The organism is Streptomyces sp. Pv4-95, from assembly GCF_045782725.1.
In the GTDB taxonomy this organism is placed as follows: domain Bacteria; phylum Actinomycetota; class Actinomycetes; order Streptomycetales; family Streptomycetaceae; genus Streptomyces.
Genome location: NZ_CP127172.1, coordinates 2,786,048 through 2,811,126, shown reverse-complemented (window position 1 = coordinate 2,811,126; position 25,079 = coordinate 2,786,048). Strand labels below are relative to the sequence as shown.

Genomic DNA, 25,079 nt, shown 5'->3' with positions numbered 1-25,079 from the left:
GTCCACAGGGCGAAACCGGGTCGCGTGGGTGCCCCCCTTCTCCCATACGCTTGTCTCGTGACCCCCGCTGAGCTCTCCCGTACCGTCCTGCGCTCCGTGCGTGGCGCGGTGGACGAGCAGGAGCTCTCCGTGCCCGTGCCGGCACGGATCGTGGTGCAGCCGCCGCCGCGGCCCGGGTGTGGGGACTACGCCTCGAACGTCGCGTTGCAGCTCGCCAAGCCGGCGGGCAAGCCGGCGCGTGAGGTCGCCGAGATTCTGCGGAGGCGGCTGGTCGGGAGCACCGGGATCGCCCGTGTGGAGGTCGCAGGGCCCGGCTTTTTGAACTTCACCCTGGGCGGCGGGGCGCAGGCCGCGCTCGTCCGGGAAGTACTTGCGCAGGGCGCGTCGTACGGGGACCGCGGCCCGCGGCCGGGCGCGATGCCCGGGGAGCCCCATGGGCCCGATGAGTCCCAGGACGCGCACGGTCCCCACGACGCGCATGGGCCACACGACGCGCATGAGCCCCGAGAGTCGTACGAGCCCCGGGAGCCCGGTGTGCGCTCGGCCGGTGGGCGGGGTGGCGCAGGAGCTCGTGGGCTTGTTGTGGCGGAGGCGGGCGAGCGGATTGCGGCTGCTGCCGGGGTGCGTGTGCCCGCCGCGCAAGGGGTGCCCGAGGGCGCGGTCGTCGGCGGTCGAGGTGCCGCGGATGAGGACGAGTTCGCCGGGCTGGTCGCGCGCCTGGGAGCCGATGAGGTGCGCTGGGCTCTGCTGCGGCCCGCGGCGCACGACCCGGTGCGGATGCCCGAGCGGCCGGTCCAGCGCGAGGAGAATCCGCGGTTCCGGGTGCAGTACGCGTACGCCAGAACGCGTGCGCTGCTGTGCAACGCGGGGGACCTGGGCTTCGGGAGCGAGCCGGGGGAGGTGCTGGAGCCCGCCGCACCCACGTCGCCAGCCACGGCCTCGCACACGGCCCCGCACCCGCTCGCCGCGTCGCCCTCCGCGACCCCCGCCACCACCACCCAAGCCCTGCACACCCTCCTCGCCACCTATCCCTCCGTCGTCGAGGCCGCTGCGCGGTATCGGGCGCCGGACCGGCTGGTGCGGCATCTGGAGGGGACGGCCGATGCGTTCTTCCGGTGGCATGACGCGTGTCCGCCGCTGCCGGTCGGGGAGCAGAAACCCTTGGCCGTTCACCGCGCCCGTCTGGCCCTTGCCGAGGCCACCGGGACGGTGCTCGCCAACGGCCTGCGTCTGCTCGGCATCTCCGTGCCCGAACACCTCTGAACCCTTGAGGGGATCTTCACCGTCATGAGCCGTTCCGCCCACCCCGCAGGGCCCCGTCACGCCGATGTGCTGCCCGAGGGCCACTACGCCGGTCCGCCCTCGAACCTCAACACTCTCGACCCGCGTGTGTGGTCCCGTACCGTCCGGCGCAACGCCGACGGCGCGGTGACCGTCGGCGGGCTCGACGTCTCCGCGCTCGCCGAGGAGTTCGGCACGCCGGCCTACTTCCTGGACGAGGACGACTTCCGGGCGCGCTGCCGTGCCTGGAAGGACGCCTTCGGGCCGGGGGCCGACGTTTTCTACGCGGGCAAGGCGTTCCTCTCCCGTGCCGTCGTGCGCTGGCTGAGCGAGGAAGGGCTGAATCTCGACGTCTGCTCCGGTGGCGAGCTGGCCACCGCGCTCGCGGCGGGGATGCCGGCCGAGCGGATCGCGCTGCACGGCAACAACAAGAGCACCGAAGAGATCACCCGGGCCGTCGAGGCCGGGGTCGGGCGGATCGTGCTGGACTCCTTCCAGGAGATCGTGCGGGTGGCGCACATCGCCGACCGGCTGGGCAAGCGGCAGCGGGTGCAGATCCGGGTCACGGTCGGCGTCGAGGCGCACACGCACGAGTTCATCGCGACCGCCCACGAGGACCAGAAGTTCGGTATCGCGCTGGCCGACGGGCAGGCCGCGGAGGCCGTGCGGCGGGTGCTGAAGCTGGACGGCCTGGAGCTCATCGGCATCCACTCGCACATCGGCTCGCAGATCTTCGACATGGCCGGTTTCGAGGTGTCCGCCCGCCGCGTCGTGCAGCTGCTGACCGAGGTGCGCGACGAGCACGGCGTCGAGCTGCCGGAGATCGACCTCGGTGGCGGCCTCGGCATCGCCTACACCTCCGACGACGACCCGCGTGAGCCGCACGAGATCGCGAAGGCGCTCGGCGACATCGTGCGCAAGGAGTGCGAGTCCGCCGGGCTGGCCGTCCCCCGCCTTTCGGTCGAGCCGGGGCGTGCGATCGTCGGTCCGACGGCCTTCACGCTGTACGAGGTGGGGACGGTCAAGGAGCTGGAGGGGCTGCGGACGTACGTGTCCGTGGACGGCGGGATGTCGGACAACATCCGCACGGCCTTGTACGACGCGGAATACAGCGTCACGCTGGCCTCCCGTACCTCCGACGCCGAGCCGATGCTCTCGCGGGTGGTCGGCAAGCACTGCGAGAGCGGCGACATCGTCGTCCGCGACGCGTTCCTGCCGGCCGATGTGGCGCCGGGGGACCTGCTCGCGGTGCCGGCCACGGGGGCGTACTGCCGGTCCATGGCGAACAACTACAACCACGCGCTGCGGCCGCCGGTCGTGGCGGTCAAGGACGGTGCTGCCAGGGTGATCGTCCGCCGCGAGACGGAGGAAGATCTCCTGCGATTGGATGTCGGCTAGGGCCGGATCCACGGGGCACGGCCCCGGATGAAATAAATGTCTCGGCATCTGGACGACGGACGGAAATGGCCTTCCGGTGCGTGAGACTGGTGCATTAGCAAGCATGAAAACCGCTGGATCGATGAAAAGCAGAGGTCGAATGATGCGTACGCGTCCGCTGAAGGTGGCGCTGCTGGGCTGTGGTGTTGTCGGCTCAGAGGTGGCGCGCATCATGACGACGCACGCCGACGACCTCGCCGCGCGCATCGGTGCGCCGGTGGAGCTGGCCGGCATCGCCGTCCGCCGCCCCGACAAGGTGCGCGACGGCGTCCCGGCCGAGCTGGTCACCACCGACGCGACGGCCCTGGTCAAACGGGGCGACATCGACGTCGTCGTCGAGGTCATCGGCGGCATCGAGCCGGCGCGGGGGCTGATCACCACCGCCTTCGAGCACGGCGCCAGCGTGGTGTCCGCCAACAAGGCCCTGGTGGCCGCGGACGGTGCCGCGCTGCACGCCGCGGCCCAGCAGCACGACGCGGACCTCTACTACGAGGCCGCGGTCGCCGGGGCGATCCCGCTGGTGCGGCCGCTGCGCGAGTCGCTGGCCGGCGACAAGGTCAACCGCGTCCTCGGCATCGTGAACGGCACCACCAACTTCATCCTCGACAAGATGGACGGCAGCGGGGCCGGCTACAGCGAGGCGCTGGACGAGGCCACCGCGCTCGGATACGCCGAGGCCGACCCGACCGCCGACGTCGAGGGCTTCGACGCCGCCGCGAAGGCCGCGATCCTGGCCGGTATCGCCTTCCACACCCGTGTGCGCCTCGACGATGTGCACCGCGAGGGCATCACCGAGGTCACCGCCGCCGACATCGCGTCCGCCCAGCGGATGGGCTGCACGGTCAAGCTGCTCGCCATCTGCGAGCGGGCCGCGGACGGCGCGTCCGTCACCGCCCGCGTGCACCCCGCGATGATCCCGCTCAGCCACCCGCTGGCCTCGGTCCGCGAGGCATACAACGCGGTCTTCATCGAGTCCGACGCCGCGGGCCAGCTGATGTTCTACGGGCCGGGTGCGGGCGGCTCGCCGACCGCCTCCGCCGTTCTCGGCGACCTCGTCGCGGTCTGCCGCAACAAGCTCGCCGGCGCCACCGGACCGGGGGAGTCCGCATACACGCGGCTGCCGGTCAGCCCCATGGGCGAGGTCGTCACGCGGTACCACATCAGTCTCGACGTGGCCGACAAGCCCGGCGTTCTTGCGCAGGTGGCCACGGTCTTCGCCGAACACGGCGTATCGATCGATACGGTCCGTCAGCAGGGCAAGGACGGCGAGGCATCCCTCGTCGTCGTCACCCACCGAGCGGCCGACGCGGCCCTGTCGTCGACCGTCGGGGCACTGCGCGAGCTGGACACCGTCCGCGGTGTCGCCAGCATCATGCGGGTCGAAGGGGAGTAAAGGAACCCATGTCTGCCAATTCCACTGTGACCACGGCGAGCAGCCAGTGGCGCGGAATCATCGAGGAATACCGTGACCGGCTGCCGGTCAGCGACACGACCGAGGCGGTCACCCTCCGGGAGGGCGGCACGCCCCTCGTGCCGGCCCAGGTGCTCTCCGAGCGCACCGGCTGCGAGGTGCACCTCAAGGTCGAGGGTGCCAACCCCACCGGATCCTTCAAGGACCGCGGGATGACGATGGCGATCACCCGGGCGAAGGAGGAGGGCGCCAAGGCGGTCATCTGCGCCTCCACCGGCAACACCTCCGCCTCGGCCGCCGCCTACGCGGTGCGCGCCGGCATGGTCTGCGCCGTGCTCGTCCCGCAGGGCAAGATCGCGCTCGGCAAGATGGGCCAGGCGCTGGTCCACGGCGCGAAGATCCTGCAGATCGACGGCAATTTCGACGACTGCCTGACGCTCGCCCGGGGTCTTTCCGAGAAGTACCCGGTCGCACTTGTGAACTCGGTTAACCCGGTGCGCATCGAGGGCCAGAAGACCGCCGCCTTCGAAATCGTCGACATGCTGCGCGACGCGCCCGACATCCACGTGCTGCCGGTCGGCAACGCCGGCAACATCACGGCGTACTGGCGGGGCTACAAGGAGTACGCCGCCGACGGCATCTCCTCGCGCACCCCGCGCATGTGGGGCTTCCAGGCGTCCGGCAGCGCGCCGATCGTGCGCGGCGAGATCGTCAAGGACCCGCACACCATCGCCACCGCGATCCGCATCGGCAACCCCGCCTCCTGGTCGTTCGCCGAGCAGGCGCGGGACGAGTCGGGCGGCTTCATCGATGACGTGACGGACCGTCAAATCCTTGCGGCGTACCGCCTTCTGGCCGCCCAGGAGGGTGTCTTCGTGGAGCCCGCGTCGGCCGCTTCGGTCGCCGGTCTGCTCAAGGCGGCCGAGGAGGGCAAGGTCGATCCGGGCCAGCGGATCGTCTGCACGGTCACCGGCAACGGCCTCAAGGACCCGGACTGGGCGGTGGCCGGAGCGCCGCAGCCGGTCACGGTCCCGATCGACGCCGACGCCGCCGCCGAGCGGCTCGGCCTCGCGTAACACACGCGGTCCGGCGCGCCCGGTGCGCCGCAACGGATACGGCGTACGGGACGGTCATCGTCCCGTCGCCCCCCCCGTGCGGAGCAACGGGCAGCGCCTGCAAAGACTGCAAAGGCTGCAAAGGCGTCCTCGGGGCATGGGATGGCGCGCGACACGCATCGTGCGCCTCCTGTGCGCCCTATGTCGCCACAGAACCTTCCTTCGATAGGCTGGCAGTCAACTCCCCTCCCCACGGCATAACGCAGTGGTGTGCAGGGCAGGTCAGAACGGACCCCATGAGCCGGCCGGGCACCTCGGTGCCGCGGTGCTCAGGGGCAGTACCGCAGCATCAATCAAGGAGAGTCATCGAGCGATGGCCGGTCCCGCGTTCCGCGCCGCCGCCGTCCGGGTGCGCACCCCCGCTACCAGCGCCAACCTCGGTCCCGGCTTCGATGCCCTGGGTCTTTCCCTGGGCCTGTACGACGATGTCGTGGTGCGCGTCGCCGACTCCGGTCTGCACGTCGACATCGCAGGTGAGGGGGCCGAGACCCTCCCGCGCGACGAGAGCCACCTGCTCGTACGCTCCCTGCGCACCGCCTTCGAGCTGCTCGGCGGGCAGCCGCGCGGCCTGGAGATCGTCTGCGCCAACCGCATCCCGCACGGCCGCGGCCTGGGCTCCTCCTCGGCCGCCATCTGCGCCGGCATCGTCGCCGCCCGCGCCGTGACGATAGGCGGCGAGCAGAAGCTCGACGACACCGCGCTGCTGGAGCTGGCCACCGAGATCGAGGGCCACCCCGACAATGTCGCCGCCTGCCTGATGGGCGGATTCACCCTCGCCTGGATGGACACCGGCACCGCCCGGGCCATCCGGATGGATCCCGCTGATTCCATCGTTCCGGTGGTCTTCGTGCCCGGAAAGCCGGTGCTCACCGAGACCGCCCGCGGACTGCTGCCGCGCACCGTCCCGCATGTGGACGCAGCGGCCAACGCCGGTCGCGCCGCACTGCTCGTCGAGGCCCTGACCAGGCGCCCCGAGCTGCTGCTCGCCGCGACCGAGGACCGACTTCACCAGGAGTACCGCGCCCCCGCGATGTCGGAGAGCGTGAGCCTGGTGAACCGACTGCGCTCGGACGGCGTCCCCGCAGTCATCTCCGGTGCGGGCCCGACGGTGCTCGCGCTGGTCGAGGAAGCAGCGGCCGACAAGGTCGCGGCGCTGGCGGGAGAGGGGTGGGCGGCCAATCGGCTGACCCTCGACGCGGCAGGTACCTGCGTACTGCCGCTCGCCGGGTGATCGACGATTGCCGGTCTTCGAGAGGGGGAATGTTTGTTGGATCCGGTAGTGTTAACCTCAAGTCAGTACTCGACGCCTGAGTGGCGCGGTGCTTCGTGTCCCCCATCGGGACCACTTTCTTCCGGGAGCCTCCCAAACTGCTTGGAGCAATGGCCTGAGCAGAAGTGAGCACGCTCCGGAATCGGCGTGACGACATGAGTCACTCTGCATCTCTTCGCGCCGGAACCAGCACTGATCTTTCCGCCGTATCCGGCGGGACCACCGCCCCGGCCCCGGTCCGTCAGACCAAGGACCACAGCCGGACAGCACAACCGGTCGCCGAGCCAGACAGGCCGACGCCCGCTCCAGGGAAGGACCCTTCGTGAGCGACACCACCGATCTGATGGGCGTGCGCACCGATGGCAGTGCCACCGCGCCCGCCACGGACGCTCCCGCCGCGCCTGCCACCGGTGCTGCCACAGCCCCTGCCTCGCGGCGACGCCGTTCGGGCACCGGCCTTGACGGCATGGTCCTGGCAGAGCTCCAGCAGGTTGCCTCCGGCCTCGGCATCAAGGGCACCGCGCGGATGCGCAAGAGCCAGCTGATCGAGGTCATCAAGGAGAAGCAGGCCGGGGGCTCCGGCTCCGCGGCCAAGGCCGACGCGCCCGCGGACTCCGAGACCAAGCCGAAGCGCCGCACCACCTCCAAGGCCCGCACCGGCGACGACACCGCCGAGCGGCCCGCTGCCAAGGCCACCAAGGCCGACAAGGCCGCCGAGAAGTCCGGCGACCAGCAGCAGATCGACATCCCGGGCCAGCCGGTCAGCGACGAGCAGCCGGCCGGCGAGCGCCGTCGGCGCCGGGCCACCGCCGCCGCGGGCAGCCCCGACGCCGCCTCCGGTGACGTCGCGACCGAGGCCAAGGCCGACGCCGGCGCCGTCAAGACGGAGGCCAAGACCGACACCGCGGCCCCCGGCCAGGACACCGCCGACGGCCGTCCGAACAAGGGCGGCGACCGCCAGGACCGCGGCGACCGCCAGGAGCGGGGCCAGAAGGGCGACCGCGGGGACCGCCAGGAGCGCGGTGACCGTGGCGACCGTCAGGAGCGCGGCCAGCGTGGCCAGCGCGACCGCGGCGACCGTCGTAAGAACGACGCCGGTGACGGCGGCCAGGGCCAGGGCGGCAACCGCCAGCGCGACAACCGCCGGGCCGAGGACGACGACGACTTCGAGGGCGGCCGCCGTGGCCGCCGCGGCCGCTACCGCGACCGCCGTGGCCGTCGTGGCGGACGCGAGGACTTCGGCAACGAGCCGCAGGTCTCCGAGGACGATGTCCTGATCCCCGTCGCGGGCATCCTCGACATCCTCGACAACTACGCGTTCATCCGGACCTCCGGCTACCTGCCCGGCCCGAACGACGTGTACGTCTCCCTCGCCCAGGTCCGGAAGAACGGCCTGCGCAAGGGCGACCACGTCACCGGTGCGGTCCGCCAGCCCAAGGACGGCGAGCGGCGCGAGAAGTTCAACGCGCTGGTGCGTCTCGACACCGTCAACAGCGTTGCCCCCGAACAGGGCCGCAACCGCGCCGAGTTCGGCAAGCTGACGCCCCTTTACCCGCAGGAGCGACTGCGCCTGGAGGGTGAGTCGGGCGGCCTGACGACCCGCATCATCGACCTGGTCGCGCCCATCGGCAAGGGCCAGCGCGGTCTGATCGTGGCCCCGCCGAAGACCGGTAAGACCATGATCATGCAGGCGGTCGCCAACGCGATCACCCGCAACAACCCCGAGTGCCACCTGATGGTCGTCCTCGTCGACGAGCGGCCCGAAGAGGTCACCGACATGCAGCGGTCGGTCAAGGGCGAGGTCATCTCCTCGACCTTCGACCGTCCGGCCGAGGACCACACCACCGTCGCCGAGCTGGCCATCGAGCGCGCCAAGCGTCTCGTCGAGCTGGGTCACGACGTGGTCGTCCTGCTGGACTCCATCACCCGTCTGGGCCGCGCGTACAACCTCGCGGCGCCCGCCTCCGGCCGCATCCTGTCCGGTGGTGTCGACTCGACCGCGCTGTACCCGCCGAAGCGCTTCTTCGGTGCCGCGCGCAACATCGAGGACGGCGGCTCGCTGACCATCCTGGCCACCGCGCTGGTCGACACCGGCTCGCGGATGGACGAGGTGATCTTCGAGGAGTTCAAGGGCACCGGCAACCTGGAGCTCAAGCTCGACCGCAAGCTCGCCGACAAGCGCATCTTCCCCGCGGTGGACGTCGACGCGTCCGGTACCCGTAAGGAAGAGATCCTGATGGGCAGCGACGAGCTCTCCGTCGTCTGGAAGCTGCGTCGGGTGCTGCACGCACTGGACCAGCAGCAGGCCATCGAGCTGCTGCTGGACAAGATGAAGCAGACGAAGTCCAACGCGGAGTTCCTGCTCCAGATCCAGAAGACGACGCCGGGCATGGGCGGCAACGGCAACGACTGACGCCCCTGGCAACGCACACGGAGCCCTCCTCACCCTCGCGGTGAGGAGGGCTCCGTGCTGCGTGCACGACCGTTCACCGGGTGGCCCGCACGGTGTGACCTGCGCCGCCCGTACGGCACGCACGGCATTGCGCGGCTGAGACCTTCGGCACAGATCGCGGCGTCTTCGACCGGTTCGCGCCGCGCCGCGGAATCCGGCGAAATCCCTGGTGAGGAGGACGAGGGTCCGCTTTCGCGTCGGGGCGCCGGCGGCCCGGCGTCACGAAAACCCACACAGGTCGCTGTGCAACGCTTCCCGTCTACCTCCCGTCTGGACAAGCAACAACCCGTGGTGCACGGAGCACGGTGATGGCGAGGGGCAGTCGAGAGAACGAGGACTGAGGAGCAGATGGCGGACAGCAACGGGACCGCGAAGACGGCCGAGAGCCGGGCCCGCGGCATACGTGCCACGGGCCGCCGGCGCAAGGGGCCGACCCGACGCCGCCGAGTGCTGACGATCACGCTGTGTGCGCTGGTCAGCGTCGCACTGCTCGGCGGAGCCGGCCTCGGATACGTCTACTTCAAACTCAACGGCAACCTGAAGGGCGTCGACATCAACGCCGCCCTCGGCAAGGACCGGCCGGACAACGTCGACAACGGTTCGATGGACATCCTCGTCATGGGATCCGACTCCCGGGCGGGCAAGAACGGGCAGTACGGCAAGGACGAGGGCGGCGCACGCTCCGACACGGCCATGATCCTGCACGTCTACAAGGGCCACAAGAAGGCCAGCGTCGTCAGCGTCCCGCGCGACACCATGATCAAGCGGCCGGACTGCGTCAAGGACGGCAAGGACGTCCCCGGCGCGCAGCGGGCGATGTTCAACACCGCCTACGAGGTCGGTGGCCCGGCGTGTGCCGTCAAGACCGTCGAGTCGATGAGCGGCATCCGCATGGACCACTTCGTCGAGGTCGACTTCACCGGCTTCAAGAAGCTCATCAACGCGCTGGGCGGGGTGGGCATCACCACCACCAAGGCGATCAACGACGACAACAGCCACCTGCACCTGCAGCCCGGCAAGCACACCCTCAACGGTGAGGACGCCCTGGGCCTGGTCAGGACCCGGCACGGCGTCCCCGGGGGCGACGGCAGCGACCTCGGCCGCATCCAGCTCCAGCAGGCCTTCATCAAGGCGCTGATGAAGCAGGTCAAGGACGTCGGGGTGCTCAGCAACCCCACCAAGCTGTACGACGTCGCCGACACGGCCACCAAGGCGGTCACCACCGACACCGACCTCAACTCCGTCAGCGAGCTGAGCGGGCTGGCCAAGGGCTTGTCCGGGATCGGGTCGGAGAAGATCGACATGGTGACGCTGCCGGTCACCTACGACACCGCCGACCCCGACCGGGTGCTGCCGCTGACCAAGCAGAGCAAGCAGGTCTGGGACGCGCTGCGGCACGACAAGGCCATCCCGAAGTCCGCGATCAAGGACTCGGCCGGTGACAAGGGCGGCACGGACGCCTACGTGAAGTAGCCGAACGCGCTCACCCGGGGCCCGCACGGGCCCCGGGCCGGCGCGGGGGAATAGTTGCGCGTGTACCCCGGTTTTGGGAGATACGGCGAGTCCTGGCAGACTGGACCGTCGGCCCCGGTTCACGTGACGCAACCCGCGACACGACCCGGAGCACTCCCGAACCTAGGAGAACCCCTTGAAGCGCGACATCCACCCGGAGTACGTCGAGACCCAGGTCAGCTGCACCTGTGGCGCGTCGTTCACCACCCGTAGCACCGTTGCCGGCGGCAGCATCCGCGCCGACATCTGCTCCGAGTGCCACCCGTTCTACACGGGCAAGCAGAAGATCATGGACACGGGCGGCCGCGTGGCCCGCTTCGAGGCCCGCTTCGGCAAGGGCGCTGCCAAGAAGTAGCGACCCGCAAGGCGCCGGTCTCCGGTCGCCCCTGCTCAGGGGTGACCGGACCGGCGTTTTGTCGTCCAGGCCCCCTGCCCTCCGGGCGGGGGTCCGGGGGTTCGCGGCACCGCCGCACATCTGACCGCCCCCGGGAAGACACAGTCAGCCAGCAGAGGGAACCCCACGATGTTCGAGGCGGTCGAGGAACTGATCGGTGAGCACGCCGATCTCGAGAAGCGGCTGGCCGACCCCGCGGTCCACGCCGACCAGCGCGAGGCCAAGCGGCTGAACAAGCGCTACTTCGAGCTGACCCCGATCATCGCGACCTACCGTTCCTGGAAGCAGACCGGCGACGACATGGAGACCGCGCGCGAACTCGCCGCGGACGACCCGGACTTCGCCGATGAGGTCAAGGAGCTCGACGCCCGGCGCGACGAGCTGACCGAGAAGCTGCGGCTGCTGCTCGTCCCGCGCGACCCCAGCGACGACAAGGACGTCATCCTCGAGGTCAAGGCCGGCGAGGGCGGCGAGGAGTCCGCGCTGTTCGCCGGCGACCTGCTGCGGATGTATCTGCGCTACGCCGAGCGGGCCGGCTGGAAGACCGAGATCCTCGAGGCCAACGAGTCCGACCTCGGCGGGTACAAGGACGTCCAGGTCGCCGTGAAGACCAAGGGCGGCAACGGTGCCACCGAGCCCGGCCAGGGCGTCTGGGCGCGGCTGAAGTACGAGGGCGGGGTGCACCGCGTCCAGCGGGTGCCCGCGACCGAGTCGCAGGGCCGTATCCACACCTCCGCGGCCGGCGTGCTCGTCACGCCCGAGGCCGAGGAGGTCGAGGTCGAGATCGGCCCCAACGACCTGCGCATCGACGTCTACCGCTCCTCGGGCCCCGGCGGCCAGTCCGTCAACACCACCGACTCCGCGGTGCGCATCACCCACCTGCCCACCGGCATCGTCGTCTCCTGCCAGAACGAGAAGAGCCAGCTCCAGAACAAGGAGCAGGCCATGCGCATCCTGCGCTCGCGGCTGCTGGCCGCGGCCCAGGAAGAGGCCGAGAAGGAGGCGTCGGACGCCCGGCGCAGCCAGGTTCGAACGGTCGACCGCTCGGAGCGCATCCGTACGTACAACTTCCCCGAAAACCGCATCTCGGACCACCGGGTCGGCTTCAAGGCGTACAACTTGGACCAGGTGCTCGACGGGGAGCTCGACCCGGTCATCCAGGCCTGCGTGGATGCCGACTCGGCCGCCAAGCTCGCCGCCGCCCAGTAAGACGCTGTACGTACCGGCTGGAGGAAGCCCGTGAATCTGCTGCTCGCCGAGGTGGCCCAGGCCACCCAGCGGCTGGCCGACGCCGGCGTGCCCTCACCGCGTTTCGACGCCGAGGAGCTCGCCGCGCATGTGCACGGCGTCAAGCGGAGCCAGCTGCACGCCGTCCCCGACACGGACTTCGACGCCCGTTACTGGGAGGCGATCGCCCGCCGTGAGGCCCGCGAACCACTCCAGCACATCACCGGCCGCGCCTTCTTCCGCTACCTCGAACTCCACGTCGGGCCAGGGGTGTTCGTGCCCCGGCCGGAGACCGAGTCGGTGGTCGGCTGGGCGATAGACGCGGTGCGCGCCATGGACGTCGTCGAGCCGTTGATCGTCGACCTGTGCACCGGCTCCGGGGCCATCGCCCTGGCGCTCGCACAGGAGGTCCCGCGCTCGCGGGTGCACGCCGTGGAGCTGTCCGAGGAAGCTCTGCAGTACGCCCGCAAGAACGTCGAGGGGTCCCGCGTCGTTCTTCACCAGGGGGACGCGCTGACCGCGCTTCCCGAACTGGACGGGCAGGTCGACCTGGTCGTCTCCAACCCGCCGTACATCCCGCTGACCGAGTGGGAGTACGTCGCACCCGAGGCGCGCGACCACGACCCGGAGCTCGCGCTGTTCTCGGGCGAGGACGGCCTGGACACCATCCGTGGCATCGAGCGGACCGCCCACCGCCTGCTGCGGCCCGGCGGCATCGTCGTCATCGAGCACGCCGACACCCAGGGCGGCCAGGTGCCGTGGATCTTCACCGAGGAACGGGGCTGGGCCGACGCGGCCGACCACCCCGACCTCAACAACCGGCCCCGTTTCGCCACCGCGCGCCGGGCGACGCCATGACGCGTACCGCCACGACGCCTGAAGTATCCGTTCCGCACGAGGAGGTCCGTTAAATGGCACGGCGATACGACTGCAGCGACGCGACCGACCGCGCGACCGGTCTGCGCGAGGCCGCATCGGCCGTCCGCCGCGGCGAGCTGGTCGTGCTGCCGACCGACACCGTCTACGGCATCGGCGCGGACGCCTTCAGCGCCGAGGCGGTGGGCGACCTGCTGGAGGCCAAGGGCCGCGGCCGCGGGATGCCGTCCCCGGTCCTCGTCGGATCCCCGAACACCCTGCACGGCCTGGTCACCGACTTCTCCGAGCAGGCATGGGAGCTGGTCGACGCCTTCTGGCCCGGCGCGCTGACCCTCGTCACCAACCACCAGCCGTCGCTGACCTGGGACCTGGGCGAGACCCGTGGCACGGTCGCGGTGCGGATGCCGCTGCACCCGGTGGCGATCGAGCTGCTCACCGACTTCGGCCCGATGGCCGTCTCCAGCGCCAACCTCACCGGCCACCCCTCCCCGCAGGACTGCGACGCCGCCCAGGAGATGCTCGGCGACTCGGTCTCCGTCTACCTCGACGGCGGTCCGACGCCCGCCGCCGTACCGTCCTCGATCGTCGACGTCACCGGTGCGGTTCCGGTGCTGCTGCGCGAGGGCGCGATCAGCGCGGACGAGCTGCGCAAGGTCGTACCCGAGCTCGAGGTGGCCAATTGATGGCGCCCCTGGGGCGTGGCATAGCGGGACAGGGCGACGAGACCTTCCTTCCCCCTGCACCGCCGTTTCGGATCCTCCACGTCAGCACCGGCAACGTCTGCCGCTCGCCGATCACCGAGCGGCTGCACCGCCATGCCCTGGAGCTGCGTCTGGGCGAGTCCCGCAGCGGGGGACTGCTGGTGGAGAGCGCCGGCACCTGGGGCCATGAAGGCGCCCCCATGGAGGCGCACGCCGCCACGGTGCTCGCCGACTACGGCGCGGACCCGGCCGGCTTCATCGGCCGCGAGCTGCTCGACGAGCACGTCATCCGCGCCGACCTGGTCCTCACCGCGACCCGCGACCACCGCGCGCAGGTCATCTCGATGGGCCACTCCGCCGGGCTGCGTACCTTCACGCTCAAGGAATTCAACCGGCTGGTGCGCGCCATAGACCCCGCCACGCTGCCCGAGCCCGACCTGGCGCTGCCGGGCGGCGGGCTGGTGGAGCGCGCCCGTGCGCTGGTCGGTGCCGCCGCCGCGCTGCGCGGCTGGCTGTTGGCGCCCAATCCGGAGTCCGACGAGGTCTACGACCCCTACGGCGCCCCCATCACCTTCTTCCGCTCCATCGGCGACGAGATCAACCAGGCGCTCGACCCGGTCGTCACGGCCCTCACCGGGGTCCCCGCGCGCGCCTGAGACGGGGACACCGCCCGACCGCTCCACACACCGCGCCCGATCGCCCCGCCGCGCCTACATTGGGACTACGTCCCCGTACGAGGCCCGGAGCACGCCATGCCCGCCACCACCGCGTCACCCCGCAGCCAGAGCCAGGACGGCCGTGTGCAGGCCGCCGAGCCTCCGTCGGGCGCCGGTGCGCCCGAGACGATCGAGGACCGGGCACGGGCCGCGGCCCGCGAAGGGACCGTTCCGGCCGGCGCACCCGACTTCGCCTCCCTGCTCCACCAGGACCCGGAGATCGCCGGTGTCCTGCTCGGGGAGGGCGCCCGGCAGGGTGACGGGCTCCAGCTGATCGCCGCGGAGAACTTCACCTCGCCCGCCGTGCTGGCGGCCCTCGGCTCCCCGCTGGCCAACAAGTACGCCGAGGGCTATCCCGGCGCGCGGCACCACGGCGGCTGCGAACTCGTCGACCTCGCGGAGCGGATCGCCGTCGAACGCGCCAAGGCCCTGTTCGGCGCCGAACACGCCAACGTCCAGGCCCACTCGGGGTCTTCGGCCGTACTGGCCGCCTACGCCGCCCTGCTGCGCCCCGGAGACACAGTCCTGGCCATGTCCCTCCCGCACGGCGGCCACCTCACGCACGGCTCACCGGCCAACTTCTCGGGCCGCTGGTTCGACTTCGTCGGATACGGCCTCGACGAGGAGACCGGCCTGCTGGACTACGACGCGATCCGCGCCCTGGCCCGGGAACGCCGGCCCAAGGCCATCGTCTGCGGCTCGATCTCCTATCCCCGGCACATGGACTACGCCGCGTTCCGCGATATCGCCGACGAGACCGGCGCCTACCTGATCGCGGATGTGGCGCATCCGATCGGCCTGGTCGCCGGGGGAGCGGCGCCCAGCCCCGTCCCGTACGCGCACGTGGTCTGCGCCACCACCCACAAGGTGCTGCGCGGGCCCCGGGGCGGGATGATCCTCTGCGGCTCCCGGCTGGCGGAGCGGATCGACCGGGCGGTGTTCCCCTTCACCCAGGGGGGTGCCCAGATGAACGCGGTGGCCGCCAAGGCCGTCGCCTTCGGGGAGGCCGCCACGCCCGCGTTCGGCGAGTACGCCCAACAGGTCACCGCCAATGCCCGCGTCCTCGCGGAGGAGCTGGCCGGCCAGGGACTGACGATCACCACGGGCGGCACCGACACGCACCTGATCACCGCGGACACCGCCCCGCTGGGGCTGGACGCGCGCACCGCCAGGGGCCGGCTGGCCGCCGCCGGGATCGTGCTGGACACCTGCGCGCTGCCGTGCCCCGACGCCCCGCTCGACCCCGCCGCCCGCAGGACGGGCATCCGGCTGGGCACGGCGGCGGTGACGACGCAGGGGATGGGCGCGCCCGAGATGCGGCGGATCGCCGCGCTGATCGGCGCGGCGCTGCGCGAGGAGGGACCGGGCCGCTCGGAGACCGTCGCTTTGGTCCGTGGATTCCCCCCTTATCCCGATCAGGTCTGAGGCCGGAACCATCCGCTGACGGCGTGCGTCTCTTCCTGTATTCACGGCCAGGGGGCTGACACGCATAGGGTGTGTGGCTGTGATGGCCAGCTATACCAATGGGGCAGCCCGTGCGTGAATACCTGCTGACGCTGTGCGTCACGGCCGCGGTGACCTACCTGCTGACCGGCCCGGTGCGGAAGTTCGCGATCGCGGCCGGGGCGATGCCGGAGATCCGTGCGCGTGACGTGCACCGCGAGCCGACACCGCGGCTCGGCGGTATCGCGATGTTCGGCGGGCTGTGCGCGGGGCTGCTGGTCGCCTCGCATCTGACGAACCTCAAGAGCGTCTTCGAGAACTCCAACGAGCCACGGGCGCTGCTCTCCGGCGCCGCGCTGATCTGGATTCTCGGCGTACTGGACGACAAGTGGGGCGTGGACGCTCTGGTCAAGCTGGGCGGCCAGATGATCGCCGCGGGTGTGATGGTCCTCCAGGGCCTGACGATCCTGTGGATCCCGATCCCCGGTGTCGGCACGGTCTCGCTCACTCCCATGCAGGGCACGCTGCTGACCGTCGCGCTGGTCGTGATCACCATCAACGCGGTCAACTTCGTCGACGGCCTGGACGGTCTCGCGTCCGGCATGGTGTGCATCGCCGCCGCGGCTTTCTTCATGTACGCGTACCGGATGTGGTTCGGCTACGGCATCGAGGCGGCCGCGCCCGCAACGCTGTTCTCGGTCGTTCTAATGGGCATGTGCCTGGGCTTCCTGCCGCACAACATGCATCCGGCGCGGATCTTCATGGGCGACTCGGGTTCGATGCTGATCGGTCTGGTGATGGCCGCGGGTGCCGTCTCGGTCACCGGCCAGGTGGATCCGGATCTGCTCAACCTGAAGGCGGGCGGTCTGCGTGAGGCGACTCACGCGATGGTGCCGGTCTACATCCCGCTGCTGCTGCCGCTGACCGTCATCGCGGTCCCCGTCGCCGACCTGATCCTGGCGATCGTGCGCCGGACCTGGAAGGGCCAGTCGCCGTTCGCCGCCGACCGCGGTCATCTCCACCACCGGCTGCTGGAGATCGGCCACTCGCACAGCCGTGCCGTGCTGATCATGTACTTCTGGTCGGCGCTGATCGCCTTCGGCGCGGTCGCCTATTCGGTGAACAACGCCAGCATGTGGATCGTCCTCGGCATCGTGCTGCTGAGTGCGGTCGGCCTGGTGCTGCTCCTGCTGCCCCGGTTCACGCCGCGGGCGCCGCGCTGGGCGGAGCGGCTGGTTCCGCCGCGCTACCGCAGGGTCGTCGGCGGGCCGGCGGTGGAGGTGTCCGCGACGACGGACGCAGATGCCGCGCAGGACGCCGAGGAGGAGCGCGAACGGGTCCCGGCGGGCATCCACGGCGCCACCGCGATCGGCGACCGGTCACGCTTCGTGGACCGCCGCCGGGCGGACAGTCACCGCTGACTTCCCGCTCCGGCCGCGTCAACCGGCGTCGGAAACCGGGGTGGTTGGCCTCATACCAGACAAAAGGCCGGCCGTCAGTGCACCAACGCGCGCGTTCACGCTCAGGTGTGACAGGGTCCACACGAACAGGTAAAGACCTCATCAAATAGTTTGTGATACCGTTCACGAAACCCGGCGATAGAGCCGAAGGGCCGTAGTGCGACGGTCTTTTGGCCTCAGGTTCAGCCTCAGGCCGGGACTACGCTCGTCCCTGACGACAACCCCCACCCCTTGCCGGAGCGCCGCCATGCAGTCGAATGACGCCCGACTACTCCTTCACGCCGTTGTGCCCACGCTCGCCATCGGCGCCATCGCCGTTGCCGTGAGCGCTGCGGTCGCAGGCGGGACGGGAGCGATCGGAGCCGTCCTCGGCACCGCGCTGGTGCTGATCGTGATGGGTGCCGGGCTCGTCGTTCTGCAGAGCACCGCCCGGAACCACCCGCAGCTGTTCCAGATGATGGGACTCCTGCTGTACACGGTGCAGATTCTGGCCGTCCTTGTCTTCCTGTTGGCCTTCAAGGACACAACGCTCTTCGACACAAAGGCTTTTGCGTTCACGTTGCTCGGTACCACTCTCGTGTGGATCGCGGCACAGACCCGCGGCCACATGAAGGCGAAGACCCTGTACGTCGACCCCGACTCCGCGGAAGCGAAGAAGGCGGAGACGGCGGGGTCGCCGACGTGACACGTAGGGCCGGAATAAAAGCCCCCATGCGGGCCTGCTATCGTCCGGTGCCAACTGCGGCACAGTTGGCGCAGGCGGCTGAGCGCCCCGGTTCCACGGGATGGAACGGGCAGTCCTCATGGCCCATGCCTGTGATCCGACCCGGCCCAGCGCCGACCAGCCGCCCCCACATCCGTAAGACCAGTCCAGTGCCGCACCGTGGCTCAACGCCGCGCCGACACAACGAGGTTGCCGTACCCATGCGCCACGCTGAAGGAGCCCGCGGTGAGTGCTGAAACGATGCTCGCCTTCGACACGGAGTGCCACCTCTTGATCCCGGGGTGTGGCTTCGAGGCCCCGGGTCTTCATTCGTTCGTCTTCGAGCCCCTCTTCACGGTCGGTGGCTTCGAGTTCAACAAGCCGATGCTGCTGGCCTTCCTCAGCACCGTCGTCGTTGTGTGGTTCTTCTGGGCCGCATTCGCGAAGGCCAAGGTTGTTCCCGGAAAGCTGCAAATGGTCGGCGAGGCGGGCTACGACTTCGTGCGCCGGGGTCTGGTCTATGACGCACTGGGCAAGAAGGAGGGCGACAAATACGTCCCCTTCATGGTCGCCCTGTTCTTCTTCGTCTGGATCATGAACCTCTGGTCCATCATCCCGCTCATGGCGTTCCCCGTGACCTCGGTCATCGCGTTCCCGGCGGGCCTCGCGCTGATCGTCTACATCCTCTGGATGTACCTGACGTTCAAGAAGCACGGCTTCGTCGGCGGCTGGAAGAACATCACCGGTTACGACAAGTCGCTCGGCTGGGTTCTGCCGCTGATCGTCGTCATCGAGTTCTTCTCCAACGTGATCATCCGGCCGTTCACGCACGCCGTCCGGCTCTTCGCGAACATGTTCGCGGGTCACATGCTGATCTTGATGTTCACCATCGCCAGCTGGTACCTGCTGAACGGCATCGGCATCATCTACGCCGGCGCCTCGTTCGTCATGACCCTCGTGATGACAGCCTTCGAGCTCTTCATCCAGGCCGTTCAGGCGTACGTCTTCGTCCTCCTGGCCTGCAACTACGTTCAGGGCGCGCTCGCCGAGCACCACTGAGCGCCCCGACTCCCCGCCCAACAGCTGTCCGGTGGCCAACCCCCACCGGTCCGTGAAATGAGAAGGAAGTAACGGCATGTCCGCTGCTCTCGAAACCGTCAACCTTGCCTCCGCGGATGCCTTCACCGGCAGCGCCAGCGCCATCGGCTACGGCCTGGCCGCGATCGGTCCCGGCGTCGGCGTCGGCATCATCTTCGGTAACGGCACCCAGGCCCTGGCCCGTCAGCCCGAGGCTGCCGGCCTGATCCGCACCAACCAGATCATGGGTTTCGCGTTCTGTGAGGCGCTCGCCCTGATCGGCATCGTCATGGGCTTCGTTTTCAAGTAAACGAACCATCGACATTCGATTCAGACGGAAGGCACTGATGTGAACGCCCTGGTGAACATGGCGGCGGAGGTTCCTGAGAACCCGCTGGTCCCGCCGATTCCAGAGCTGGTCATCGGCCTGATCGCTTTCTTCATCGTCTTCGGCTTCCTCGCCAAGAAGCTTCTCCCGAACATCAACAAGGTTCTGGACGAGCGTCGGGCGTCGATCGAAGGCCGTATGGACGATGCCGAGGCGAAGCAGGCCGAGGCGCAGCAGGTGCTCGAGGACTACCGGGCACAGCTCGCCGACGCCCGCCACGAGGCCGCGCGTCTGCGCCAGGAGGCGCAGGAGCAGGGCGCGACGCTCATCGCCGAGATGCGCGCCGAGGGCCAGCGGCAGCGTGAGGAAATCATCGCTGCCGGTCACGCCCAGATCGAGGCGGACCGGAAGCAGGCCGCACAGTCGCTGCGTCAGGACGTGGGCTCCCTCGCCACCGAACTGGCCGGCAAGCTCGTCGGCGAGTCCCTCGAGGACCACGCCCGGCAGAGCCGGACCATCGACCGCTTCCTCGACGAGCTCGAGGCCAACGCGGCGTCGGACACGACGAAGGCTGAGGCCGGCCGATGAATGGAGCGAGCCGCGAGGCACTCGCCTCCGCACGCGAGCAGCTCGACGCGCTGACGGACAACACCTCCGTCGACGCGGCGACGCTCGCCGAGGAGCTGGCTGCCGTCACCGCTCTGCTCGACCGCGAGGTGTCGCTGCGTCGGGTCCTGACCGACCCGGCGCAGACCGGCCAGGCGCGAGCCGAGCTGGCCGAGCGCCTGCTCGGTGGCCGGGTCGGCGGCCCGACCACCGAACTGGTCAGCGGCATGGTCCGCTCCCGCTGGTCGCGCTCGCGTGACCTGTCGGACTCGATCGAGGAGCTGGCCTACAGCGCCGACCTCGTCGCGGCCCAGCGGGCCGGTCAGCTCGACGACGTCGAGGACGAACTGTTCCGGTTCAGCCGGATCGTCACCTCGAACCCCGAGCTGCGCAGTGCGCTGACCGACCAGAACGCCTCGGTCACGGCCAAGACGGAGCTGCTGCGCTCGCTGCTGGGCGGCCGGGCCAACCCGGTCACCGAGCGAGTCGTGGTCCGTCTTGTCGGACAGCCGCGGGGCCGTAGCCTGGAAGCAGGGTTCGATGCCCTCTCCAAGCTTGCGGCGAGCCGCCGGGACCGCATGGTCGCGGTGATCACTTCCGCGGTGCCCCTCAGCGAGGGGCAGCGTCAGCGCCTCGGCGCTGCACTGGCCGCGACGTACGGACGGCAGATCCACCTGAACCTCGACGTGGACCCCGAGGTCCTCGGCGGTGTGCAGGTGCGCATCGGCGACGAGGTCATCAACGGGACCATCGCGGACCGCCTCGACGAGGTGGCCCGACGGATGGCCGGCTGACCCACCCACCAACTCAAGAGCTGCACAGCCGGCGGAGGACGCCGGGCCAGACGGCCGGATCGAAAGATCCGGCTGCGGTCCGGAAGCCACCGTCGGGGACACAGCACAAGCACGACGGCGGCCCGAGTTGGGCCGTAGGCGGAAACCCCCTGGGGGACAGCCCCCCAGACACCCGCAAGTAACTTCGGGCCCAACATAGGAGAGCAGGGAACCCAGATGGCGGAGCTCACGATCCGGCCGGAGGAGATCCGGGACGCGCTGGAGAACTTCGTCCAGGCGTACAAGCCGGACGCGGCCTCGCGCGAGGAGGTCGGCACGGTCAGCGAGGCCGGGGACGGCATCGCGAAGGTCGAGGGCCTTCCCTCGGCGATGGCGAACGAGCTGCTGAAGTTCGAGGACGGCACGCTCGGTCTTGCGCTCAACCTCGAAGAGCGCGAGATCGGTGCGGTTGTCCTCGGCGAGTTCAGCGGCATCGAGGAGGGCCAGCCGGTGCAGCGCACCGGTGAGGTGCTCTCGGTCGCCGTGGGCGAGGGCTACCTCGGCCGCGTCGTCGACCCGCTGGGCAACCCGATCGACGGCCTCGGCGAGATCGAGTCCGAGGGCCGCCGCGCCCTGGAGCTGCAGGCTCCGGGCGTCATGGTCCGTAAGTCGGTCCACGAGCCGATGGAGACGGGCTACAAGGCCGTCGACGCAATGACCCCGATCGGCCGTGGCCAGCGTCAGCTGGTCATCGGTGACCGCCAGACCGGCAAGACCGCCCTGGCCGTCGACACGATCATCAACCAGCGCGACAACTGGCGCTCGGGCGACCCGAAGAAGCAGGTCCGCTGCATCTACGTCGCCGTCGGCCAGAAGGGCTCCACCATCGCGTCCGTGCGCGGCGCGCTGGAGGAGGCCGGTGCCCTGGAGTACACCACCATCGTCGCCGCCCCGGCGTCCGACCCGGCGGGCTTCAAGTACCTGGCGCCCTACACCGGTTCGGCCATCGGCCAGCACTGGATGTACCAGGGCAAGCACGTCCTGATCGTCTTCGACGACCTGTCGAAGCAGGCCGACGCCTACCGCGCCGTGTCGCTGCTGCTGCGCCGCCCGCCGGGCCGTGAGGCATACCCGGGTGACGTCTTCTACCTGCACTCGCGTCTGCTCGAGCGCTGCGCGAAGCTCTCCGACGACCTGGGCGCCGGTTCGATGACGGGCCTCCCGATCGTCGAGACCAAGGCCAACGACGTCTCGGCGTTCATTCCGACCAACGTCATCTCGATCACCGACGGCCAGTGCTTCCTGGAGTCCGACCTGTTCAACGCGGGCCAGCGCCCGGCGCTGAACGTCGGTATCTCGGTCTCCCGTGTCGGTGGCTCGGCCCAGCACAAGGCCATGAAGCAGGTCTCCGGCCGACTGCGTGTGGACCTCGCCCAGTACCGCGAGCTGGAGGCGTTCGCCGCCTTCGGTTCGGACCTGGACGCGGCCTCCAAGGCGTCGCTGGAGCGTGGTAAGCGCATGGTGGAGCTGCTGAAGCAGAGCCAGTACGCGCCCTTCTCGACCGAGCACGAGGTCGTCTCCATCTGGGCCGGCACCACCGGCAAGATGGACGACGTCCCGGTCGAGGACATCCGCCGCTTCGAGCGGGAGCTCCTGGACTACCTGGGCCGGGAGAAGAAGGACCTGCTGACCAGCATTCGCGAGGGCGGCAAGATGTCCGACGACACCATCCAGGCGCTCACCGATTCCGTCGCCGCCTTCAAGCAGCAGTTCGAGACCTCGGACGGCAAGCTGCTCGGTGAGGACGCTCCGGTCAGCACCGCCAAGTGACGACGGAAGGGACCTGATCCATGGGAGCCAAGCTCCGGGTCTACAAGCGTCGCATCCGCTCCGTCACCGCGACCAAGAAGATCACCAAGGCGATGGAGATGATCGCCGCCTCGCGCATCGTCAAGGCGCAGCGCAAGGTGGCGGCGTCGACGCCGTACGCGAGTGAACTGACCCGCGCGGTGACAGCGGTTGCCACCGGCTCGAACACCCAGCACGCCCTGACCACCGAGGTGGACAACCCGGCCCGTGCCGCGGTGCTGCTCATCACGAGCGACCGCGGTCTGGCCGGCGGCTACTCCTCGAACGCCATCAAGGCCGCCGAGACGCTCACCGAGCGCCTCAAGGCCGAGGGCAAGGACGTCGAGACGTACATCATCGGCCGCAAGGGTGTCTCGTACTACGGCTTCCGTGAGCGCCAGGTCGCGGAGTCGTGGACCGGCTTCACCGACAGCCCGACGTACGCGGACGCCAAGGCCGTGGCCGGCCCGCTGATCGCGGCGGTCCAGAAGGACACGGCCGAGGGCGGCGTGGACGAGCTCCACATCGTCTTCACCGAGTTCGTGTCGATGATGACGCAGACGGCTGTCGACAAGCGTCTGCTGCCGCTCCACCTCGGCGAGGTGGAGGCGGAGGAGTCGTCCAAGGGCGAGATCCTTCCGCTGTTCGACTTCGAGCCGTCGGCCGAGGACGTCCTCGACGCCCTGCTGCCGCGGTACGTCGAGTCGCGGATCTACAACGCACTGCTGCAGGCCGCCGCCTCCAAGCACGCCGCCACGCGTCGTGCGATGAAGTCGGCGACCGACAACGCAGAAGAGCTCATCAAGTCGCTCTCGCGGCTTGCCAACGCGGCCCGACAGGCCGAAATCACCCAGGAAATCAGCGAGATCGTCGGTGGTGCCAGTGCTCTGGCCGACGCGACCGCGGGGAGTGACTGACCACTATGACCACCACTGTTGAAACGGCCACGGCAACGGGCCGCGTCGCCCGGGTCATCGGCCCGGTCGTCGACGTGGAGTTCCCCGTCGACGCGATGCCGGAGATCTACAACGCACTGCACGTCGAGGTCGCCGACCCCGCCGAGCAGGGCAAGCTCAAGACGCTGACCCTCGAGGTCGCCCAGCACCTGGGCGACGGCATGGTCCGCGCCATCTCGATGCAGCCCACCGACGGTCTGGTCCGCCAGGCCCCGGTGACCGACACCGGCGACGGCATCACCGTTCCGGTCGGCGACATCACCAAGGGCAAGGTGTTCAACACCCTTGGCGCCATCCTGAACGAGCCGGAGGCGGAGGCTCAGGTCACCGAGCGCTGGCCGATCCACCGCAAGGCCCCGGCCTTCGACCAGCTCGAGTCGAAGACCGAGATGTTCGAGACCGGCCTGAAGGTAGTCGACCTGCTGACCCCGTACGTCAAGGGCGGCAAGATCGGTCTGTTCGGTGGTGCGGGCGTCGGCAAGACCGTCCTCATCCAGGAAATGATCATGCGTGTGGCGAAGCTGCACGAGGGCGTTTCCGTGTTCGCCGGCGTCGGCGAGCGCACCCGTGAGGGCAACGACCTCATCGACGAGATGACGGACTCCGGCGTTCTGGAGAAGACCGCGCTGGTCTTCGGCCAGATGGACGAGCCCCCGGGCACCCGTCTCCGCGTCGCGCTGGCCGGTCTGACCATGGCGGAGTACTTCCGCGATGTGCAGAAGCAGGACGTGCTGTTCTTCATCGACAACATCTTCCGCTTCACCCAGGCCGGTTCCGAGGTCTCCACCCTGCTGGGCCGCATGCCCTCCGCGGTGGGTTACCAGCCAAACCTGGCGGACGAGATGGGCCTCCTGCAGGAGCGCATCACCTCGACCCGTGGTCACTCGATCACCTCGATGCAGGCGATCTACGTCCCCGCGGACGACCTGACCGACCCGGCCCCGGCGACGACCTTCGCGCACCTCGACGCGACGACCGTTCTGTCGCGTCCGATCTCGGAGAAGGGCATCTACCCGGCGGTCGACCCGCTGGACTCGACGTCCCGCATCCTGGACCCGCGCTACATCTCGCAGGACCACTACGACGCGGCCTCCCGCGTCAAGGGCATCCTGCAGAAGTACAAGGACCTGCAGGACATCATCGCCATTCTCGGTATCGACGAGCTGGGCGAGGAGGACAAGCTGGTTGTCCACCGTGCCCGTCGTATCGAGCGCTTCCTGTCGCAGAACACCCACGCGGCGAAGCAGTTCACCGGTCTCGACGGATCGGACGTTCCGCTGGACGAGTCGATCGCAGCCTTCAACGCGATCGCCGACGGCGAGTACGACCACTTCCCCGAGCAGGCGTTCTTCATGTGCGGTGGTATCGAGGACCTCAAGAACAACGCCAAGGAGCTGGGCGTCTCCTGACCCCGTGCTCGCGGTCCCGGGGGCGGCCCTGTCCGCCCCCGGCCCGTACGACCACTAGTATTTGACCCAACATCTGCCGAGCCA

General features: G+C 69.6%; 22 protein-coding genes. All 22 read left to right on the top strand.

The window, feature by feature from the left end:
• Nucleotides 1–57: 57 nt before the first annotated feature.
• The 22 genes from nrtL to atpD all read left to right on the top strand — a co-directional run bounded on the left by nrtL (nt 58) and on the right by atpD (nt 24,995).
• A complete protein-coding gene (gene nrtL / locus QOM21_RS12300; protein WP_407549950.1) occupies nt 58–1,263 on the top strand; it encodes an ArgS-related anticodon-binding protein NrtL in 1,206 nt (401 codons plus the stop codon).
• Nucleotides 1,264–1,287: 24 nt separating this feature from the next.
• Nucleotides 1,288–2,679, top strand: a complete 1,392-nt coding sequence (lysA, locus tag QOM21_RS12295) for a diaminopimelate decarboxylase (RefSeq protein WP_407549949.1) — start codon at nt 1,288–1,290, stop codon at nt 2,677–2,679.
• A gap of 139 nt (nt 2,680–2,818) precedes the next feature.
• Complete coding sequence (locus tag QOM21_RS12290) at nt 2,819–4,111, top strand: homoserine dehydrogenase (protein WP_407549948.1); 1,293 nt, start codon at nt 2,819–2,821, stop codon at nt 4,109–4,111.
• 8 nt (nt 4,112–4,119) lie between these two features.
• Nucleotides 4,120–5,205, top strand: a complete 1,086-nt coding sequence (gene thrC, locus QOM21_RS12285; RefSeq protein WP_407549947.1) for a threonine synthase — start codon at nt 4,120–4,122, stop codon at nt 5,203–5,205.
• A gap of 352 nt (nt 5,206–5,557) precedes the next feature.
• A complete protein-coding gene (thrB, locus tag QOM21_RS12280) occupies nt 5,558–6,475 on the top strand; it encodes a homoserine kinase (protein WP_407549946.1) in 918 nt (305 codons plus the stop codon).
• A gap of 361 nt (nt 6,476–6,836) precedes the next feature.
• On the top strand, nt 6,837–8,927 hold the full coding sequence (rho, locus tag QOM21_RS12275; RefSeq protein ID WP_407549945.1) for a transcription termination factor Rho: 2,091 nt from the start codon (nt 6,837–6,839) through the stop codon (nt 8,925–8,927).
• Between the two features lie 387 nt (nt 8,928–9,314).
• Entirely contained in the window at nt 9,315–10,439 is a 1,125-nt protein-coding gene (locus tag QOM21_RS12270) for an LCP family protein (protein ID WP_407549944.1), read from the top strand.
• 175 nt (nt 10,440–10,614) lie between these two features.
• On the top strand, nt 10,615–10,833 hold the full coding sequence (gene rpmE, locus QOM21_RS12265) for a 50S ribosomal protein L31 (RefSeq protein WP_407549943.1): 219 nt from the start codon (nt 10,615–10,617) through the stop codon (nt 10,831–10,833).
• 168 nt (nt 10,834–11,001) lie between these two features.
• Entirely contained in the window at nt 11,002–12,081 is a 1,080-nt protein-coding gene (gene prfA / locus QOM21_RS12260; protein WP_393896973.1) for a peptide chain release factor 1, read from the top strand.
• 30 nt (nt 12,082–12,111) lie between these two features.
• Nucleotides 12,112–12,957, top strand: a complete 846-nt coding sequence (gene prmC, locus QOM21_RS12255; protein WP_393896972.1) for a peptide chain release factor N(5)-glutamine methyltransferase — start codon at nt 12,112–12,114, stop codon at nt 12,955–12,957.
• A gap of 53 nt (nt 12,958–13,010) precedes the next feature.
• Nucleotides 13,011–13,658 carry an L-threonylcarbamoyladenylate synthase gene (locus QOM21_RS12250; protein WP_407549942.1) on the top strand — a complete coding sequence of 216 codons (648 nt, stop codon included), beginning with the start codon at nt 13,011–13,013 and terminating at the stop codon, nt 13,656–13,658.
• Complete coding sequence (locus QOM21_RS12245; RefSeq protein ID WP_393896970.1) at nt 13,655–14,332, top strand: protein-tyrosine-phosphatase; 678 nt, start codon at nt 13,655–13,657, stop codon at nt 14,330–14,332. Before QOM21_RS12250 ends, QOM21_RS12245 begins: the two co-directional genes overlap by 4 nt.
• A 96-nt stretch (nt 14,333–14,428) precedes the next feature.
• A complete protein-coding gene (glyA, locus tag QOM21_RS12240; RefSeq protein WP_407549941.1) occupies nt 14,429–15,817 on the top strand; it encodes a serine hydroxymethyltransferase in 1,389 nt (462 codons plus the stop codon).
• A 98-nt stretch (nt 15,818–15,915) separates the two neighbouring features.
• The gene (locus QOM21_RS12235) at nt 15,916–17,256 is read left to right on the top strand and encodes an MraY family glycosyltransferase (RefSeq protein WP_407549940.1); all 1,341 of its coding nucleotides are present in this window, start codon (nt 15,916–15,918) and stop codon (nt 17,254–17,256) included.
• A 286-nt stretch (nt 17,257–17,542) separates the two neighbouring features.
• Nucleotides 17,543–17,980 carry a hypothetical protein gene (locus QOM21_RS12230; protein ID WP_407549939.1) on the top strand — a complete coding sequence of 146 codons (438 nt, stop codon included), beginning with the start codon at nt 17,543–17,545 and terminating at the stop codon, nt 17,978–17,980.
• A gap of 279 nt (nt 17,981–18,259) precedes the next feature.
• The gene (gene atpB, locus QOM21_RS12225; RefSeq protein WP_393896997.1) at nt 18,260–19,057 is read left to right on the top strand and encodes a F0F1 ATP synthase subunit A; all 798 of its coding nucleotides are present in this window, start codon (nt 18,260–18,262) and stop codon (nt 19,055–19,057) included.
• Nucleotides 19,058–19,133: 76 nt separating this feature from the next.
• The gene (gene atpE, locus QOM21_RS12220; protein ID WP_393896966.1) at nt 19,134–19,385 is read left to right on the top strand and encodes an ATP synthase F0 subunit C; all 252 of its coding nucleotides are present in this window, start codon (nt 19,134–19,136) and stop codon (nt 19,383–19,385) included.
• A gap of 39 nt (nt 19,386–19,424) precedes the next feature.
• Nucleotides 19,425–19,991, top strand: a complete 567-nt coding sequence (locus QOM21_RS12215; protein WP_398557908.1) for a F0F1 ATP synthase subunit B — start codon at nt 19,425–19,427, stop codon at nt 19,989–19,991.
• Entirely contained in the window at nt 19,988–20,803 is an 816-nt protein-coding gene (locus QOM21_RS12210; RefSeq protein ID WP_407549938.1) for a F0F1 ATP synthase subunit delta, read from the top strand. Before QOM21_RS12215 ends, QOM21_RS12210 begins: the two co-directional genes overlap by 4 nt.
• Before the next feature lie 216 nt (nt 20,804–21,019).
• Nucleotides 21,020–22,612, top strand: coding sequence for a F0F1 ATP synthase subunit alpha (atpA, locus tag QOM21_RS12205; RefSeq protein ID WP_393896963.1), 1,593 nt, complete (start codon nt 21,020–21,022; stop codon nt 22,610–22,612).
• A gap of 20 nt (nt 22,613–22,632) precedes the next feature.
• Nucleotides 22,633–23,547: a F0F1 ATP synthase subunit gamma gene (locus tag QOM21_RS12200; protein WP_407549937.1), complete on the top strand. Its 915-nt coding sequence runs from the start codon at nt 22,633–22,635 to the stop codon at nt 23,545–23,547.
• 5 nt (nt 23,548–23,552) lie between these two features.
• Complete coding sequence (gene atpD / locus QOM21_RS12195; RefSeq protein WP_398557905.1) at nt 23,553–24,995, top strand: F0F1 ATP synthase subunit beta; 1,443 nt, start codon at nt 23,553–23,555, stop codon at nt 24,993–24,995.
• The last annotated feature ends 84 nt before the right edge of the window (nt 24,996–25,079 follow it).